The 16,949-nt window shown below is 66.8% G+C and carries 18 protein-coding genes; 6 read left to right on the top strand and 12 right to left on the bottom strand.

Translation table 11 applies throughout. The annotated features are described in order from the left end of the window. The first annotated feature begins 9 nt into the window (after positions 1-9). Positions 10-507: an L-2-amino-thiazoline-4-carboxylic acid hydrolase gene (locus QO033_RS14180; protein WP_284481634.1), complete on the top strand. Its 498-nt coding sequence runs from the start codon at positions 10-12 to the stop codon at positions 505-507. A gap of 3 nt (positions 508-510) precedes the next feature. Then, positions 511-1,680, top strand: coding sequence for a M20 aminoacylase family protein (locus QO033_RS14175; protein ID WP_284481633.1), 1,170 nt, complete (start codon positions 511-513; stop codon positions 1,678-1,680). A 76-nt stretch (positions 1,681-1,756) separates the two neighbouring features. Here QO033_RS14175 and QO033_RS14170 read toward each other — a convergent pair whose 3' ends face one another. The 8 genes from QO033_RS14170 to QO033_RS14135 all read right to left on the bottom strand — a co-directional run bounded on the left by QO033_RS14170 (position 1,757) and on the right by QO033_RS14135 (position 9,786). Beyond that, positions 1,757-2,602, bottom strand: a complete 846-nt coding sequence (locus tag QO033_RS14170) for a fumarylacetoacetate hydrolase family protein (protein ID WP_284481632.1) — start codon at positions 2,600-2,602, stop codon at positions 1,757-1,759. Positions 2,603-2,663: 61 nt separating this feature from the next. Then, complete coding sequence (locus tag QO033_RS14165) at positions 2,664-3,653, bottom strand: TRAP transporter substrate-binding protein (RefSeq protein WP_284481631.1); 990 nt, start codon at positions 3,651-3,653, stop codon at positions 2,664-2,666. 106 nt (positions 3,654-3,759) lie between these two features. Then, complete coding sequence (locus tag QO033_RS14160; RefSeq protein WP_284481630.1) at positions 3,760-5,061, bottom strand: TRAP transporter large permease; 1,302 nt, start codon at positions 5,059-5,061, stop codon at positions 3,760-3,762. A gap of 2 nt (positions 5,062-5,063) precedes the next feature. Further along, a complete protein-coding gene (locus QO033_RS14155) occupies positions 5,064-5,576 on the bottom strand; it encodes a TRAP transporter small permease (RefSeq protein ID WP_284481629.1) in 513 nt (170 codons plus the stop codon). A 190-nt stretch (positions 5,577-5,766) separates the two neighbouring features. After that, complete coding sequence (mhpA, locus tag QO033_RS14150) at positions 5,767-7,347, bottom strand: bifunctional 3-(3-hydroxy-phenyl)propionate/3-hydroxycinnamic acid hydroxylase MhpA (protein WP_284481628.1); 1,581 nt, start codon at positions 7,345-7,347, stop codon at positions 5,767-5,769. A gap of 82 nt (positions 7,348-7,429) precedes the next feature. Further along, positions 7,430-8,038 (bottom strand): glutathione S-transferase family protein, encoded by a 609-nt coding sequence (locus QO033_RS14145; RefSeq protein ID WP_284481627.1) that lies wholly within the window; start codon positions 8,036-8,038, stop codon positions 7,430-7,432. Further along, positions 8,035-8,910 carry a BKACE family enzyme gene (locus tag QO033_RS14140; protein WP_284481626.1) on the bottom strand — a complete coding sequence of 292 codons (876 nt, stop codon included), beginning with the start codon at positions 8,908-8,910 and terminating at the stop codon, positions 8,035-8,037. Before QO033_RS14140 ends, QO033_RS14145 begins: the two co-directional genes overlap by 4 nt. A gap of 102 nt (positions 8,911-9,012) precedes the next feature. Further along, positions 9,013-9,786, bottom strand: coding sequence for a helix-turn-helix domain-containing protein (locus QO033_RS14135; RefSeq protein ID WP_284481625.1), 774 nt, complete (start codon positions 9,784-9,786; stop codon positions 9,013-9,015). A 225-nt stretch (positions 9,787-10,011) separates the two neighbouring features. On the opposite strand from QO033_RS14135, the gene QO033_RS14130 reads away from it, so the two are divergent. From QO033_RS14130 to QO033_RS14120, 3 genes are all read left to right on the top strand, one after another. After that, a complete protein-coding gene (locus tag QO033_RS14130) occupies positions 10,012-10,977 on the top strand; it encodes a VOC family protein (RefSeq protein ID WP_284481624.1) in 966 nt (321 codons plus the stop codon). After that, positions 10,974-11,807: an acetoacetate decarboxylase family protein gene (locus tag QO033_RS14125; RefSeq protein WP_284481623.1), complete on the top strand. Its 834-nt coding sequence runs from the start codon at positions 10,974-10,976 to the stop codon at positions 11,805-11,807. The genes QO033_RS14130 and QO033_RS14125 overlap by 4 nt, the downstream gene beginning before the upstream one ends. 107 nt (positions 11,808-11,914) lie before the next feature. Next, complete coding sequence (locus tag QO033_RS14120) at positions 11,915-13,069, top strand: acyl-CoA dehydrogenase family protein (protein ID WP_284481622.1); 1,155 nt, start codon at positions 11,915-11,917, stop codon at positions 13,067-13,069. A gap of 61 nt (positions 13,070-13,130) precedes the next feature. On the opposite strand, the gene pcaF is transcribed toward QO033_RS14120, so the two are convergent. The 3 genes from pcaF to QO033_RS14105 are packed head-to-tail and all read right to left on the bottom strand — an operon-like array spanning position 13,131 to position 15,742. Then, positions 13,131-14,330 (bottom strand): 3-oxoadipyl-CoA thiolase, encoded by a 1,200-nt coding sequence (gene pcaF, locus QO033_RS14115; protein WP_284481621.1) that lies wholly within the window; start codon positions 14,328-14,330, stop codon positions 13,131-13,133. Next, positions 14,331-15,023 (bottom strand): 3-oxoacid CoA-transferase subunit B, encoded by a 693-nt coding sequence (locus QO033_RS14110; protein WP_284481620.1) that lies wholly within the window; start codon positions 15,021-15,023, stop codon positions 14,331-14,333. Then, the gene (locus QO033_RS14105) at positions 15,023-15,742 is read right to left on the bottom strand and encodes a 3-oxoacid CoA-transferase subunit A (RefSeq protein WP_284481619.1); all 720 of its coding nucleotides are present in this window, start codon (positions 15,740-15,742) and stop codon (positions 15,023-15,025) included. The genes QO033_RS14110 and QO033_RS14105 overlap by 1 nt, the downstream gene beginning before the upstream one ends. Before the next feature lie 108 nt (positions 15,743-15,850). On the opposite strand from QO033_RS14105, the gene QO033_RS14100 reads away from it, so the two are divergent. Beyond that, on the top strand, positions 15,851-16,609 hold the full coding sequence (locus QO033_RS14100; protein ID WP_284481618.1) for an IclR family transcriptional regulator domain-containing protein: 759 nt from the start codon (positions 15,851-15,853) through the stop codon (positions 16,607-16,609). Between the two features lie 79 nt (positions 16,610-16,688). Here QO033_RS14100 and QO033_RS14095 read toward each other — a convergent pair whose 3' ends face one another. After that, positions 16,689-16,940: a hypothetical protein gene (locus tag QO033_RS14095; protein WP_284481617.1), complete on the bottom strand. Its 252-nt coding sequence runs from the start codon at positions 16,938-16,940 to the stop codon at positions 16,689-16,691. Positions 16,941-16,949 lie beyond the last annotated feature (9 nt).

Below are 16,949 nucleotides of genomic sequence, written 5' to 3'. Positions count from 1 at the left end.
GACCTCCCCATGGCCGAAACCGAAGGTATGGATCTCAACGACATCCCGATCCTGCTGCGCCGCAAGATCGAGGCGATGATCCTCAAACATGTACTCGACGTGATCACCGAACGCTCGGGCCGCGAGGAGGCGGAGGCGGTGATCGGTGCCGCCTGCTCGAAATCCGCCATCGAACAGGGCCAGATGCTGGCCGAGGCGCTGGGGCATGCCCCGGACCTGACCGATTTCGCCGCCATCCAGCCAGCCTGGACCCGCGAGGACGCGCTCAGGATCGAGACGCTGGAAGCCTCCGAGGAGAAGATGGACTTCAACGTCACCCGCTGCCGCTATGCCGAGATGTACCGCGACATGGGGATCGGCGATATCGGCCACCTGCTGTCGTGCAACCGCGATGGCGATTTCTGCATCGGCTACAACCCGGAGATCGAGATGACCCGCACCCAGACCATCATGAAAGGTGCGTCACATTGCGATTTCCGTTACCGCATGAAGAAGAAGGAAGCCTGATCCATGGCTGTCGAGAACTGGGTGGCCAAGGAGGTCGCCGAACTCACTGAATTCCGCCGCGATCTGCACCAGAACCCGGAACTGCTCTACGATCTGCCGCGCACCGCCCGGACCGTGGCCGAGGCGCTGCGTAAATACGGCGTCGACGAGGTGTACGAAGGCATCGGCAAGACCGGCGTGGTCGGCGTGATCCGCGGCCAGAGCGCCGCTTCGGGCCGCAGCATCGGGCTTCGCGCCGACATGGACGCGCTGCCGATCCATGAAGAAAGCGGCAAGCCCTGGGCCTCGAAGACCGAGGGCAAGATGCATGCCTGCGGTCACGACGGCCACACCACCATGCTGCTGGGCGCCGCCAAGCATCTGGCCGAAAGCCGCGCCTTCGACGGCACCGTGATCGTGATCTTTCAGCCCGCAGAGGAGGGCGGCGCCGGCGCCCGCGCGATGATCGAGGACGGGCTGTTCACCCGTTGGCCCTGCGACGAGGTCTACGGCATGCATAACCGGCCGAACCTGCCGGTGGGCCATTTCACCCTCGCACCGGGGCCGATCATGGGCTCGGTCGACGAGGTGAAGATCACCATCACCGGTCGCGGCGGTCACGCCGCGCGGCCGGAGCAGACCATCGATCCGCTGCCGGTCGCCGGGGCGCTGCTGCAAGCGGTGCAGACCATCACCTCGCGCAACAAGGATCCGATCGACAGCGCGGTGGTCTCGCTCTGCACCATCCACGCCGGCAATGCCTTCAACGTGATCCCGCAGGCGGTGGAACTGACCGGCACCGTGCGCACCCTGCGCGAAGAGGTGCGCGACATGGTCGAAAGCCGGCTGGGCGCGATGGTCGAACATATCGCGCTGGCCTATGGCGGCGAGGGCAAGCTGGAGTACACCCGCCACTACCCGGTGACGGTGAACCATGAGCGTGAAACCGGGCTGGCGGCGCAGGCCGCGCAGGCGGTGGCGGGCGTCGACAACGTGCATCTGGACATGCCGCAGACCCTGGGCGGAGAGGATTTCTCCTTCATGCTCAACGAGGTGCCGGGGGCGATGATCAACGTCGGCAACGGTCCTTCTGCCGGGCTGCATCACCCGATGTATGATTTCAACGACGAGGTGATCGCCTGGGGCTGTTCCTACTGGACCACGCTGGTTCGCCAGCGGTTGCCGCTGGGCTGATCCGGCCCGGCCGGCTTGCATCGGCAAAGGGCCCGCCAGTTTGGCGGGCCCTTCGTCTGTCGCGGCTCCGGCCGGGTCAGGCCTCGTCGATGACGCCATTCCTCAGCAGCCCGACCCCGGCGATCTCGACTTCGCAGACATCGCCCGCCTTCAGATAGAGCGGCGGCTCTCGGAACCGGCCGACACCGCCGGGCGTGCCGGTGGCGATGATATCGCCCGGCAGCAGTCTGGTGACGGTCGAGCAATAGGCGATGATCTCGGGGATGGTGATGGCCAGGTCGTTGATCAGCGTGTCCTGTACCTTCTGCCCGTTGACCCGGGTTTCCAGCCGGGCGGCGCCGATATCCGCGATCTCGTCCGGTGTCACGATCCAGGGGCCCATGGAACCGGTGTCGTCGAAGCTCTTGCCCGGCCAGAACTGCGAGGTGTGGACCTGGTAGTCGCGGATCGATCCGTCGTTGAAACAGGCGTAGCCGGCGATGTGATCCCAGGCCTCGGCCTCCGGGATATGGCGGCCCGGCTTGCCGATGATCACCGCAAGTTCCCCTTCATAGTCGAATTTCTCGCTGGCTCTGGGGCGGATCAGCCTGGCCTCATGCCCCAGCACCGAGGAGGGGTAGCGGGTGAAGATCGAGGGGTATTTCGGCTTCTCCCGGCCGGTTTCCTTGATGTGGCTGAGGTAGTTGAGCCCGATGCAGAGGATCTTGTCGGGGTTGGGAACGGGCGAGAGCATCTCGACCGCGTCCATGGCGAGTACGGGGCCCTTGGCGGCGGCGAGCTCGGGCAGGGCATCTGCGGCCAATACGGCGCGCAGGTCGGCATAGCGGCCGGCGAGCGCGGCGCCGCAATCCTTGATACGGTCGCCCTCGATGAGGCCGAAAGAGGCGGTTCCGTCGGAACGTCTGAACGATACGAGACGCATGGTATGTCCTTTCCTGAGGTCAGAAATATGTGCCGCGACCCCGCCGGGGCGCGGTTGGAGCTCACTCGCCGATGGCGGCGCGATAGGCGGCAAGCAGCGCCGGACGCCCGGGGGCCGCGGCCAGCCAGTCGTCGATCACCGGTTGCGAGGCGGCTTTCCAGGCGTCGAGCGTGGCCCGATCGGGCACGGTGATGGCGATCCGGCCCTGGGCGACGTAATCGGCCCGGGTGGCGGCGATCTGGGCGTCGAAGGCATCGCCGAAGGCGGTCGCGAAGGTGGCGCCCGAGACCGCGTCGATCCCGGCCTGTGCCGCCTCCGAGAGGCCTTCGAACCTGGCCTTGTTCATGACGATCATCAGCGGGCTGGTGCCCATCGGCACCTCCAGCACATGATCGATGGCATCGGCGATCCGGTAGCTCTTGATCGCGTTCCATTCGTTGAAGGAGCCTTCGATCACCCCGCGCGACAGGCTTTCGGCGACGGTGGGGCCGGTGATGCCGCCGACCGCCACGGCGCCCATGTCCTCGATCACCGCCAGCAGGCTGGGGGAGGAGGCGCGGAAGTTGCGCCCCTGCAGGTCGGAGGGCATGCGGATTTCGGGTTTCGAGGCGACGTATTGCGGCGAGCTGGTGAAGAGCGCGATGATCTTGTACTTGTCGAAATCCCCCTCCAGCAGCCCCTGTTCGTAGACCGACCACATTGCCAACGACCCGGCCTTGGCCGAGGGGACGACGAAGGGCAGCTCGCCCACGATGACACCGGGGAAGACGCCGGGATTGTAGCCCGGCACGATGAAGGCGACGTCGGCGACGCCATCCTCGACCAGCTTCAGCTGCTGTGCCGGCGATCGGCCCAGGGTACCGCCGGCGAAGATCTTGACCTTGACCTCGCCTGCGGTGGCGTCCTCGACGGCCTTGCCCCAGGCCGAGAAGACCTTGGAGGTCAGAAAGGCCACCGGCGGTTCGATGCTGGAAAAGCGCAGGGTCTCCGCGGTGGCACCGGTGGCGATGCAGGCGGCGACCACGGCGGATGCGAGCGTTTTGTAGAACATGTTTCCTCCCTAATGTTCCCGGGTGTTCCAAACGTGGGGGAGTCCTAGGCCCCCCGGATGGCGGGGTGTTGCGATTTGCCGGCAACGTTCATCAGATGAACGCCACCTATTGCAGGAGCCTTGGCAGCCACAGCGTCAGCGCGGGGAAGGCGACCAGGATGGCCAGCCGGATCATGTCGGCGATGAAGAACGGGAAGATGCCCTTGTAGATCTGCGGCAGGGCGATATCCCGGCGCATCGCGTTCAGCACCATGACGTTGATGCCGATGGGCGGCGTGATCATCCCGATTTCGATGACGATGACGTTGATGATGCCCCACCAGACCAGATCGAAGCCCAGATGCTGCACCACCGGGATGACGAAGGGGATGGTGATGATCATCGCCGCCACCTCGTCGAAGAACGCTCCCAGCACGATGTAGAGCAGCAGGAACATCACGATCACTCCCAGCGGCGGCAGATCCATCGCGGTGATGGCATCGACGATGACGGCGGGGGCATCGGTGATCGTCATGAAGTAGGAAAAGATGGTGGCGCCGAAGACCATCACATAGATCATCGCCGTCGCGGTGGAGGCGCTGACCAGGATGGCGGTCAGTTCCTTGACGTCGAGCCCCCTGCGGGCGAGCAGAAAGACGAAGGAGACCACGACGCCGACCGCGGCGGCCTCGTTGACGGTGAAGATGCCGGCGTAGATGCCGCCCAGCACAACCACCGACAGCAGCACCACGCCCCAGCCTTTGCGTAGCGCGGCAAGGCGGTCCCGCCAGCTCAGCGGCGCGATCTCGGCGGCGGCGCTGCGGTTGAAGGTCACCGTGGCACGGACCGCCAGCGCATAGAGCAGCACCGCCAGCAGCGCCGGAATCAGCGCCGCGGTGAACAGGTCGACGACGAATTGTTCGGTCAGGATGGCGTAGAGCACCATGATGGTCGACGGCGGCACGATGATGCCCAGCGTGCCACCCGCCGCGATCGCGCCCGAGGCCAGGGAGGGGGCATAGCCGCGCTCCAGCATCTCGGGCAGGGCGACGCGGCCGAAGGTGGCGGTGGTGGCAACGCCGGAGCCGCAGACAGCGCCGAAGCCGCCGCTGCCCAGCACGGTGGCGGTGGCGAGCCCGCCCTTGCGGTGACCGATGAAGGCATGCGCGATGTTATAGACGTCATTGGCCAGCCCGGCCGCCGCCGCCAGGTTGCCCATCAGCATGAAGAGCGGGATCACCGCCAGGTTGAGGTTGGTCAGCGTTGCGGCGGGTTCGCTGGCCAGCAGCGACAGCGCCGGTTGCCAGCCGACGATAAAGGCGAAGCCGCCGACACCGACGAAGCCCATGGCAATGCCGATCGGGACATGCAGCGCGATCAGCGCGAACATCAGCGCGAAGCCGATGCCGGCGACGGTAAGCGGATCCATGATCACAGGCTCCCGTCGATGGGGGTGCTGCCGGCGGCCCAGGGCCGGCCGAGCGCGACAGAGATGATGTCGTCGATCAGCACCATCGCCTGGGTCAGCGCCGAGACGATGAAACAGCCGGTGGCGACATACCACCAGGGACCGACCGGCCATTGCAGCACCCAGGTGCGTTCGCCGCTGGCACTGACCGAGGCGGCATAGGGCACGAACTGCCAGGCCAGCAGTCCGAAGAAGACCAGCACGGCGAGGCTGGCGACGGCATTGAGCAGCAGCTCCGCCCGGCCGCCCAGAAACTGGCCCAGAACATCGACGGAAATGCTCTGCTTGATCAGCAGAGATTGCGGGATGCAGGCGGAGATCACCACCGCCATCACCATGGCGGAGATATCGTTGACGCCCTTCAGCGGATAGTCGGCCACCGTGCGCAGGATGATATCCAGCACCACCAGGATCGACAGGATCAGAAGCCCCGTGAAGCCCAGCAGCGCCAGAGATCGTGCCAGAATCTGTGTCATTCGGTGAATGGTGTGATGCATATGTCTCCCCCCTTGCCGGGCAGGGCCCGGCTCCGTTCCAATGCGTGGGCCGGACAGATGGATGGGCCCCCCGCGCATGCGGCGGAAGATGCCCAAGTGCCCTGGCGGTCACAAATCCGCCGCGGGTTCTGTTCACGGTGTGAACGCGCGGCAGGTCCGTCGTGGCGGTTCAACCGGTCTGCAGCCGGTCGGCGTAGGCCGCCAGACCGGCGCGGAGCCCGGCCGGCTCGAAGGCGGCGGCACAGTAGCGGTCGGGCCGGATCAGCAGGATTTGATCGCGATGGGTGCGCAGCAGCCGGACCCGGTCATCCGCCGGCATCGCCGCGGCCATCGCCTCGCTCACCGCGCCGTAGGGAAGGTAGACCTTGGCCAGCGGCAGCCCGGCGAAGTCGGCGATGTCGCAGGCGGCCAGTGCTTCGGCGCCGGCGGCATCCTGCGCGATCAGCGCAAAGCCCGGCCCCAGCAGACTGTCGAGCTTCACCGTCGCGCCCGCGGCGGTCACATCGGGCTGCGGGATCATCTCGCCGATGAGGGCGCCTTCGAAGGGGGTGTCGTCGAGCCCCAGAAACAGGCCGTCGGCATAGCGCGGCCGCGGCTTGAACTTCATCTGCAACAGGTAGTCCTGCACGCCGGGGAACGGCTTCAGCGCCTCCATCAACTGGGCGCGGAAGGCGACCTGCGCGGGGTCGATCGGCATGACGATATCGCCCATGATGACCGCCAGCTGGATCATCGCCCAGGCCGGATCGCGGCGCTCGTCCTCATAGCTGTCGAGGATCGCGGCATCGGCGCCGCCCTGCACCACGGCGGCGAGCTTCCAGGCGAGGTTGGTGGCGTCGCGCAGACCGGCGTTCATGCCCTGGCCGGCGAAGGGCGGTGTCAGATGCGCGGCATCGCCGGCCAGGAGAATCCGCCCGACCCGCCACTTGCTGGCGATACGGGCGTGGAAGGTATAGATCGTCTTGCGGATGATATCCGCGGGCGCCAGCGGGCGGAACGGCTCCACCAGCGCCTCGACGAACCCGTCGTCCAGAACATGATCGTGGGTTTCCCCGGGTAGCAGCATGAATTCGTACCGCCGGCCGCCCTTCGGCGCGGGGACCGAGACATGCGGCCGTTTGTTCGAACAGTAGAAATGCGAGTAATTGGTCTGATCGGGGTCGTTCATCGTATCGATGACGATCCAGTCCTGGCTGTAGGTCGATCCGTCCATCTGCAGCCCCAGCCGCTCGCGGATCGGGCTGCGGCCACCATCGGCGGCGACAACGAATTGCGCCGCGATCTCCTGCGGCCTGTCATCGGCGCCGGTCAGCCGGACGGTGATGCCATCGCCGGTCTCGATCGTGTCGGTGACCTCCGAGCCGAAGCGGATATCGCAGAGCGGCTGATCGGCCATCAGCCCGCGCAACGCGGTTTCCATCTCCGGCTGGTTGATGAAATGACGCTTGGCGAAGCCGTAGATTTCCGGCCCGGTCCCGACGCGGGCGATCAGCCCGCCGTCATCGTCGATATAGGAGGCCCCGTCGCCCAGCACGGTTTCGGTCAGGAAGCGGGCGTCGGCGCCGAAGGTCTGGAAGCTGCGGGCGCCTTCGTCGTCGAGCACGATGGCGCGCGGAATGTCCATCGGGGCCGCGTTTTTCTCCAGCACGATGGACCGTACGCCGTAGCGTGCCAGCAGCAGCGCGGTGGTCAGCCCGGTGGGGCCGGCGCCCACGATGACGACAGGGATGTCCTGCGGATAGGATGCCAAGGTCTTGTCCTCCCAAAAGCGGCGTTTCGCGCAGACACAAACATCCGCGCCACGCCGAACTCACGGCAATCCGCGCCGTCGTTCATGGGGTGAACGGGGCGGGCCGGTCGAGCGCTTCGATCCGCCGCAGGAGTGCCCGCAGCCCGGTGGCCAGGGGCAGGTCCTCCTGCTCCGCCCATCGCAGCACGTAGAAGGCCGCCGCATCGGCGATGCCGAACCGGCCCAGCAGGAACGGCCGGGACCCGAGAACCTCGGCCAGCCGGGACAGGCCCCGTTCCACCTCGGCCCGGCCATGGGCACGCAGATCGGCCTGCGCCGCCGGATCGGACAGGAATTTCTGCGGAACCTTCATCAGGGTGAAGCCGCGCATATGCAGGCTGGAGACGATGAACTCCGTCAGCTCCAGCGCCCGGGTCTCGGCCTCGGTCCCGTCGCCGATCAGCGCCGCCTCGGGAAAGCGTTTCGCCAGCCAGAAGGCGATGGCAGGAAACTCTGTCAGTACGGTGCCGTCCGGGCGCCGCAGCGCCGGCACCTTGCCCTTGGGGGACACCGCCAGATAGTCCGGCGCGCGTTGCGCGCCCCGGGACAGGTCGACGATCCGGATGTCATGGGCGACCCCGACGACGCGCAGAAGCAGGGCGATGCCTTCGGAGCAGGCGTTCGGGGCATGAAACAGGGTCAGCCCGATCATGTCCGCAGCCCCAGAATCCGGCGCGCTTCGCCGGCACTGGCCAGCTCATAGCCCAGATCCGCGATCAGCCGTTTGGCTTTCTCCACCATCGCCGCATTCGAGGGCGCCAGAGTATCGCGGCTGAGCCGGACGGCGTCTTCCAGGCCGATGCGGATATGGCCGCCGCTGATCGCGGAGACCGCCATCATCGGATAGGCCATGCGGCCGGTGGCGAAGCCGGTCCAGATCGCGCCCGGCGGCAGCTGCGCGGTGGCGTAGCCCAGCGTCTGCGGGGTGGCGGCGAAGCCGTATTTCACGCCCATCACGATCGAACAGAGCGGTGAGGGCGCCAGATCGCCAGAGCCGACCAGATCCTTCAGCAGTGCGATATCGCCGGAATCGAACAGCTCGATCTCCGGCCGGGCGCCGGCGTCGCGGATGATCCGGGCCATTGTGCGGATGTTGTCGGGCGAATTGATCACCGCATCGGCGCCGAACCACATGGTGTTCAGGTCCAGCGTGGCGATATCAGGTTTCAGCGCCGCCACATGTTCGGCGCGCCGTTCGGGGGGCGACAGGCTGGTGCGCGGCCCGGGCTGTCCGGGGGCGCCGGGGGCGGGTTGATACCGGCTGCCGGTGCCGGTGGTCAGGTTGATGATCAGCTCGTCGGTAACATCGCGGATGCGGTCGACGACCTCGGCATAGAGCGCGACCTCCATCGCGGGCTTTTCCGTTTCGGGGTCGCGCACATGGATATGGGCGATGGCGGCGCCGGCCCGCCAGGCGGCGATGGCATCGGCGGCGATTTCCGCGGGGGTGATCGGCAGCGCCGGATTGAGGGCGCGGGTGGTTCCGTTGCCCAGCAGGGCACAGGTGAGAATTCTCTTGGTCATGACAGCCGTCCGTTTAGGTCTGCCGCCACCCTAGATGCGGTGCCTGCGGAACGGGCGCAGAACCCGGGCACCGTCCACGGGGTGAACGCGGCGCCCGGGGCGCTAGTCCGGATACCTCGCGATCAGCTCCTCGATCCGGTCGCAGGTCTGGCGCAGCTTGCGGCTGAACTTGCGGGCCAGTTCCTCCAGCGAGAGGGCGGATTTCAGGGCGCTCACCGTCAGGCAGGCCACCGGCCGACCGTGTTTCATGATCGGCATCGAGATCGAGACGGTCTTGGGCCGGAACTCCTCGGCGCGAAAGCCATAGCCGCGCTCGCGGGTCAGCGCGATGATCTTGGCCAGAAACCGCGGATCATGGGCCAGGTTGTGGTCGGGCTGGCCGGTGCGGCGCAGGATATCGAGGATTTCCTCCCGTTCCTCCTCGGGGCAGTAGGAGAAATAGGCCCGGCCACCGGCCGTCAGAAGCAGGGGGATTTTCTTGCCGATCATGCTGACGTCGAAGGAAAACGGGCTGAACTTGTGGGTCGACTGGCGCACCTGCATCGAATCCTCGGCCAGGGTGACCAGATCGATCGGCCAGAGGATCTGCGAGCCCAGGCGCACCATCTCGGGCATGGCGAGCTGGCCGACCCAGGCCTTGTCGAGATAGCCGCAGCTGAGCAGGTTGCAGCGCAGCGTCGGATGCCAGGCGCCGTCGGATTTCGATTGCTGGACGAAGCCCTGGGCCTCCAGCGTTTCCAGAAGCCGGAACACGGTGGGGCGGGACAGGCCGCAGTAATCGGCGACCTCCTGGGTGCGCATGCCGTCCTTTTCGTTCACCGCTTCCAGAATCGTCAGACCGCGCTCCAATGCGCGAACCGCCTTATAGACAGTCATTCCTCACTCCCTCCCGGCCCCGCGAGAGAGCCTGTCCTGCCGGTCCCGGGCGCTCCTCCGCCCGCGGCCGTTTCCGGTATCGCCGGAGCCTGCCATAGGCCCGCGCGCGGGCCGACCGAGCTTTGCATGGCGTTCACGGTGTGAACAAGCCGGTCGTCGCATTTGGCCTGCCGCGCCGATGCTTTCAGGGTGCGCGCGACGGATCACGCAGATCGGGAGGACGTTATGGAAATCAACGCGCTTGGATATATCGGCATCAATTCGGCCCGGATCGAGGAGTGGTCGGGCTATGCCACCGGGCTTCTGGGCATGCAGCAGGTCGACCGGGGGGACAAGGTACGGGCCTTCCGGATGGACGACCGCAAGCAGCGGCTGGTGGTCACCGGGGCCGAGGACGAGGGGCTCGGCTTCATGGGCTGGGAGGTCGCGGATGCCGCGGCGCTGGATGCGCTGGCCTCGCGGCTGGAGAATGCCGGCGTGGCGGTGGCCCTGGCGCCGCAGGCCTTGGCCGACGAACGGTTCGTGGCGCATCTGATCCGCTTTCGCGACCCCGAGGGCAATATGATCGAGGTGTTCCACGGCCCGCAAATCACCACCGAGGCGTTTCAGCCCGGCCGCAGTATCAGCGGCTTCAAGACCGGTGCGCTGGGGATGGGCCATGCGGTGCTGAAGGCGGCGGACGTCGATCGGCTGATCCCTTTCTACGTCGATCTGCTGGGCTTCAAAGTGTCGGATTACATCCGCAAACCCTTCCCGATCTACTTCTTCCACTGCAATGCCCGGCATCATTCCTTCGCGATGGCCGGCACCGGCACCCAGGGATTTCACCACTTCATGGTGGAATATCAGATGCTTGACGATGTCGGCCATGGCTACGATCTGGCGCAGACCGAGGCCGACCGGCTGGCCTTTACGCTGGGGCGCCATACCAACGATTACATGCAGAGCTTTTACACCCATTCGCCTTCCGGATTCTTCATCGAAAGCGGGTTCGGCGGGCTGCTGATCGATCCCGGCAGCTGGGAGCCCTATGAGACCCACGATGGCCCCAGCCTTTGGGGGCATGACCGGCTCTATATGGAGGAGGGCCCGCGTCGCGCGCTTGAGGCGCAGCGGCTCGATCTGGCGCGGCGGGGGGTGCGGGCGCCGAACTGTCCCTGGATGTCCAGCATGCTGGAAGCGGCGGAATGACTTTCAGCTTCGATCCCGCCGCCCGCTATCGCATGCCGGTGATGTTCGGGCCGACGGTGGGGCCGCGTCAGGGGCCGGAGGGCGAGGTCTTCGACGGCTCCGAGGCGCCGTTTTCGGTGACGACCGTCCGGTTTCTGTCGGATGCGGCACGGCTCGAGGCCTTGCTGCCGCCGGGTTTCGCCCTGAACGGGGCGCCGGTGGTGACGGTGGAACATACCATCCTCCACGATCTGGCCTGGCTGGCCGGGCGGTCCTATTCGATGCTGGGGGTGAAGCTGCCGGTGGTCTTCACCGGCGCGGAGGAGACCCTGCGCGGTGCGTTGCTGACGGTCCTGTGGGAGAACCGCGCCGAACCGATCCTGAGCGGCCGCGAGGAGCTGGGGTTCAACAAGGTCTATTGCGAATTGCCCGAACCGCTGGTGGTGGGCGACAGCCGGACCTGCCGTGCCAGCTGGGACGGGTTCGAATTCTTCCGCCTGCGTCTGAGCGGGCTGCGGCCGGCCACCCCGCCGGCGCCCGTGGCATCGGATGGCGTGCTGCACTACGCCTATATGCCGCCGATGGGGCGGGAAGAGCCGCATGAGGCCCGCACCCGGGTGATGCTGAGCCCGACGCCGGCCCGCGCCAGCAGGGTCGAGCTCTATCAGACCGGCGCCGCCGAAATCGCTTTCGCCCCCGCGCGCTTCGATCAGATGCCGACCATGTTCCAGATCGTCAACGTGCTGGCGGATTTGCCGGTGCTCGAAATCCGCGGCGCCTCGGTCCTGAAGGCGCGCGGCAAGGGAGATCTGCGCGATCAGCGCATGGTCCGCCAGAAGGGGCAGGGCTGAGCCCCGGGGCGAGCCGCCCCTTCCGATCTTCGGTGCAACCGGCCGGCGGCGCGCTGCTGCGGCCGGGCCGGACATGTTTCGCAAACCGCCTTTGAGGACAAAGACCCATGGACAGTGATATTCTCGGCCAGTTTCTGGACGCGCTCGACCGGTTCGTGCGCGAGCGACTGATCCCGCATGAAGAGGAGGTGTCGGAGACCGACCAGATCCCGCCGGCGCTGGTAGAGGAGATCCGCGAAATGGGCCTGTTCGGCATGTCGATCCCGGAGGCCTTCGGCGGCCTCGGGCTGAGCATGTCGGAGGAGGTGCAGGCCGCCTTCGTTCTGGGCCGGACCTCTCCCGCCTTCCGGTCGCTGATCGGCACCAACAACGGTATCGGATCGCAGGGGATCATCATCGACGGCACACCGGAGCAGAAGCAGGCCTATCTGCCGAAACTGGCCAGCGGCGAGATGATCGCCTCTTTCGCGCTGACCGAACCCGATGCGGGATCGGATGCGGGGGCGCTGCGCACCAGCGCGCGGCGCGACGGCGACCACTTCGTCCTCAACGGCACCAAACGCTTCATCACCAATGCGCCGCGCGCCGGGCTCTTCACCGTCTTCGCGCGGACCGAGCCGGGCAGCAGGGACGCCGCGGGCATCAGCGCCTTTCTGGTCGAGGCGGGCACCCCCGGCCTGTCGCTGGGGCCTCGGGACCGCAAGATGGGCCAGAAGGGGGCGCATACCTGCGATGTGATGCTTAAGGATTGCCGGGTGCCGGTCTCCGCGATCATCGGCGGCGCGGCGCGGATCAACCAGGGGTTCAAGACTGCGATGAAGGTGCTCGACCGCGGGCGGCTGCATATCTCGGCGATCTGCGTCGGCGCGGCGGAGCGGCTGATCCGCGACAGCCTGACCTATGCGATGGAGCGCCGGCAGTTCGGGGCGCCGATTGCCGACAAGCAGCTGGTGCAGGCGATGCTGGCCGACAGCCGGACCGAAGCCTTTGCGGCGCGCTGCATGATCGAGGAGACCGCGCGGCGCAAGGACGCCGGGCAGGACGTCTCCACCGATGCGGCCTGCTGCAAGCTCTATGCCAGCGAGATGGTCGGGCGGGTCGCCGACCGGGCGGTGCAGATCCACGGCGGTGCCGGATATATCGCCGACTATGGGATCGAGCGGTTCTATCGCGATGTGCGGCTGTTCCGGATCTACGAGGGCACCAGCCAGATCCAGCAGGTGGTGATCGCGCGCGGCATGATGCGGGCGGCGCGCGGCTAGGGCGTGGGCCCGCGCGGGCGGCAAAGGCCCCCGGGCAGCTGGTCTGCCCGGGGAGCGTGGATCAGACCGCTTCCAGTGCGATGGCGATGCCCTGGCCGACGCCGATGCACATGGTCGAGAGTGATTTCTCTCCCGGCTTGAGGTCGAGCATGGCGCTGCCGGTGATCCGGGCGCCGGACATGCCCAGCGGGTGGCCGAGCGCGATGGCGCCACCGTTGCGGTTCACCCGCGGATCGTCATCGGCGATGCCCAGATCGCGCAGCGTGGCCAGGCCCTGGCTTGCGAAGGCTTCGTTCAGTTCGATCACCGCGAAGTCCTCCTGCTTGAGCCCGAGCCGCGCCATCAGCTTTTTCGAGGCCGGCGCCGGGCCGATGCCCATGATCCGCGGCGGCACCCCGGCGGTGGCTCCGCCCAGCACCCTGGCGATCGGGGTCAGCCCGTTGCGCTCAGCCGCTTCCTTGGTGGCCAGGATCAGCGCCGCGGCGCCGTCGTTGACCCCGGAGGCATTGCCGGCGGTGACGGTGCCATCGGCCTTGACGAAGGTCTTGAGCTTTTCCAGCCCTTCCAGCGTCGTGCTGGCGCGCGGGTGTTCGTCGGCGGAGACCACGATGGGATCGCCGCGCCGCTGCGGAATTTCCACTGGCACGATTTCCCGCGCCAGGCGGCCGTTTTCCTGCGCTGCGACCGCCTTTTGCTGCGACCGCAGCGCGAAGAGGTCCTGGTCGGCCCGGGCAATGTTGAAATCCTCGGCGACGTTCTCGGCCGTCTCGGGCATGGAATCGACACCGTATTGCGCCTTCATCAGCTTGTTGACGAAGCGCCAGCCGATGGTGGTGTCATAGACCGCATTGCTGCGCGAAAAGGCGGTATCGGCCTTCGGCATCACGAAGGGTGCGCGGCTCATGCTCTCGACGCCGCCGGCGACCATCAGCTCGGCCTCGCCGGCCTTGATTGCGCGGGCGGCGGTGATCACTGCATCCATGCCAGAGCCGCAGAGCCGGTTCATCGTGGTGCCCGGCACGCTTTCGGGAAAGCCCGCCAGCAGCAGCGCCATGCGGGCAACGTTTCGGTTGTCCTCGCCGGCCTGGTTGGCGCAGCCGAAGATCACCTCTTCGATCTGGCTGAGGTCGAGTCCGGGGTTCCGCGCAGCCAGCGCCTTCAGCGGCAGCGCCGCCAGATCGTCGGTCCGTACCGAAGACAGGGCACCGCCGTATCGGCCGATCGGGGTGCGGATGTAATCGCAGATATATACGTCAGTCATTCAGATATCCTCAGGTACGTTGAGATCGGCAACCGTCCCTTCGACATGAAGGGGGGCGCCAGTGACCGCCTGCAGCGCTTCCATCGACAGGCCCGGAAGCTTCTCGCGCAGGAGGAATTTGCCGCCGTCGATATCGAGCACCGCCAGCGAAGTATAGACACGGGTGACACAGCCCACCCCGGTCAGGGGAAAGCTGCACTCCGCCACCAGCTTGGGCTGGCCGTCGCGGGTGACGTGATCGGTCACCACCGCCACGCGCTTGGCGCCATGCACCAGGTCCATGGCGCCGCCCACCGCCGGGACACCGCTGGTGCCGACCCGCCAGTTGGCCAGATCGCCGGTCTGCGACACCTGATAGGCGCCCAGTACCGCCAGATCGAGATGACCGCCGCGGACCATGGCGAAACTGTCGGCGTGATGAAAGATCGCCGCTCCGGGCTTCAGCGTGACCGCCTTCTTGCCGGCGTTGATCAGGTCCCAGTCCTCCTGCCCCGGGGCGGGGGCGGGGCCGAAGCCGAGGATGCCGTTTTCGGTGTGATAGATCACCTCGCGGCCGGCGGGCTGGAAGGTGGCGATCAGCTCGGGAAAGCCGATGCCGAGGTTCACATAGGCGCCGTCTTCCAGATCCTGGGCCGCGCGCCAGGCGATCTGCCGGTTCGACAGCTTGCGGGGGGGATTATCGGTCTCGGACATCAGTACACCGTCTCCGCGCGGACCAGGACTTCCTCCTGCTGCGGGTCGGTGACCTCGACCAGGGTGCTGACGAAGATGCCGGGGGTGATGACCGCCCCGGGCGGGATGGCGCCGGGCGGCTCCAGCCTGCTGATCTGGGCGATCGTCGTGGTCGCGGCCATCGCCATGATCGGGTTGAAGTTGCGGCTGGCACCGCGATAGGTCAGGTTGCCCATCCGGTCGCCGACCTCGGCCTTGATCAGCGCGTAGTCGGCCTTCAGCCAGCTTTCGCGAACGTACATCTTGCCCTCGAACATCTCCACCGGTTTGCCCTCTGCAAGATCGGTGCCATAGCCGGTCGGGGTGAAAAACGCCGGGATGCCGGCGCCAGCGGCGCGGATCCGTTCGGCCAGCGTACCCTGCGGCACCAGTTCCAGGGCAAGTTCTCCGGCCAGATAGGCCTCGGTAAAGGCTTCGGACTGGGCGGTGCGCGGGAAGGAACAGATCACCTTCGTCACCATGCCGGCGCGGATCATCGCGGCGATGCCGATACCGCCGTTGCCGGCATTGTTGTTGATCACGGTCAGCCCGGTGGGATGGCCGGTGGCGCGGAAGCGGTCGACCAGCGCGTGGATCAGCTCGATCGGCGCGCCGGAGCCGCCGAAGCCGCCGATCATGATCACGGCCCCGTCGGGGACCTCGGCGACGGCATCGGCCGTGGTGGCAACGGATTTGTCCAAGCTGTCCTCCTGCAATCTCAGCGCAGGGATAGCGTTGCCGGGCCGCGGGTCGCGAGTCCCTTCGTTCATATATTGAGATTTGTTCACCTCGCACATAGAGTTGTGCGCATGTTGAACAAGCCGACAGATCATATCGCCTCGCTCGCCAAGGGGCTTCGCGTCATCGAATGTTTCGGGGCGGAGACGCCGCGGCTGACCATCACCGAGGCCGCCAGCGCCAGCGGGCTGGACCGGGCCACCGCGCGGCGGGTGCTGCTGACGCTGCACCGCGAGGGCTATGCCGATTACGATGGCAAGTTCTTCACCCTGACGCCGCGGATCCTGCGGCTGGGGATGGCGGCGCTGGCCTCGCTGCCGCTGTCGCAGATCGTGCAGCCCTGGCTGGAACAGCTGTCCGAACAGACCGGGCACAGCTGTTCGGTGGCGCTGCTGGACGAGACCGAGATCGTCTATATCGCCCGGGCCGCCCGCAAGCGGGTGATGTCGATCGGGCTGATGCCGGGGTCGCGCCTGCCGGCGGTCTCGACCTCGCTGGGCCGGGTGCTGCTGGCGGCACTGCCAGTGGGCGAGGCGCGGGCGCTGGTCGAGGCCTCCGACCTGACCCCGCGCACGCGGTTTTCCGTCACCGATCCAGAGGAGATCCTGGCGCGGATCGAACAGGCCCGGGCAGAGGGTTTCGCGATCATCGACCAGGAGATCGAGATCGGCCTGCGGTCGATCGCGGTGCCGCTGATCGACGGGCGCGGCCGGGTGGTGGCGGCGCTCAACACCGGGATGGCGGCCACGGCGGAGAGCGCCGAGACGCTGAAAGACAGCTGCCTGCCGAAATTGCTGAAGGTGCAGGCGGGGTTGCGTCGGGTGATGTGAGGCCGGGTCGGGTTGGGGGCGCGTCGCCTCGCTATGTCATAATATCAGGTGGTTGCAGGTCGTTCCTGACCTCATGCCGTCACCTCCGCCTGATGCGCGGCGGCGAAATCGGCCATCGAGTTGAAGCGGAAAACCACCTTTGGCATCTGGCCGGGGTCAGCGCCTGCTGCCGGCTTTCGTGAAAGGCGTGGGTTTCCAGCACCCGGTCGCGCGGGACCGCCTCGGGCAGCCGATCGGTCAGCGGCCTGAGCCCCTCGGCCATGCCGGCCTCCCAGTCGATCAGCGTGCCGTAGACGTCGAAGGTGAGGATCTTGAAACCGGTCAGATGCATGGCCGCTCC

Source organism: Pseudodonghicola flavimaris (genome assembly GCF_030164425.1).
Taxonomy (GTDB): domain Bacteria; phylum Pseudomonadota; class Alphaproteobacteria; order Rhodobacterales; family Rhodobacteraceae; genus Pseudodonghicola; species Pseudodonghicola flavimaris.
Note: the sequence above shows the minus strand (reverse complement) of the source record. Positions and strands in the feature narration are given on the sequence as shown.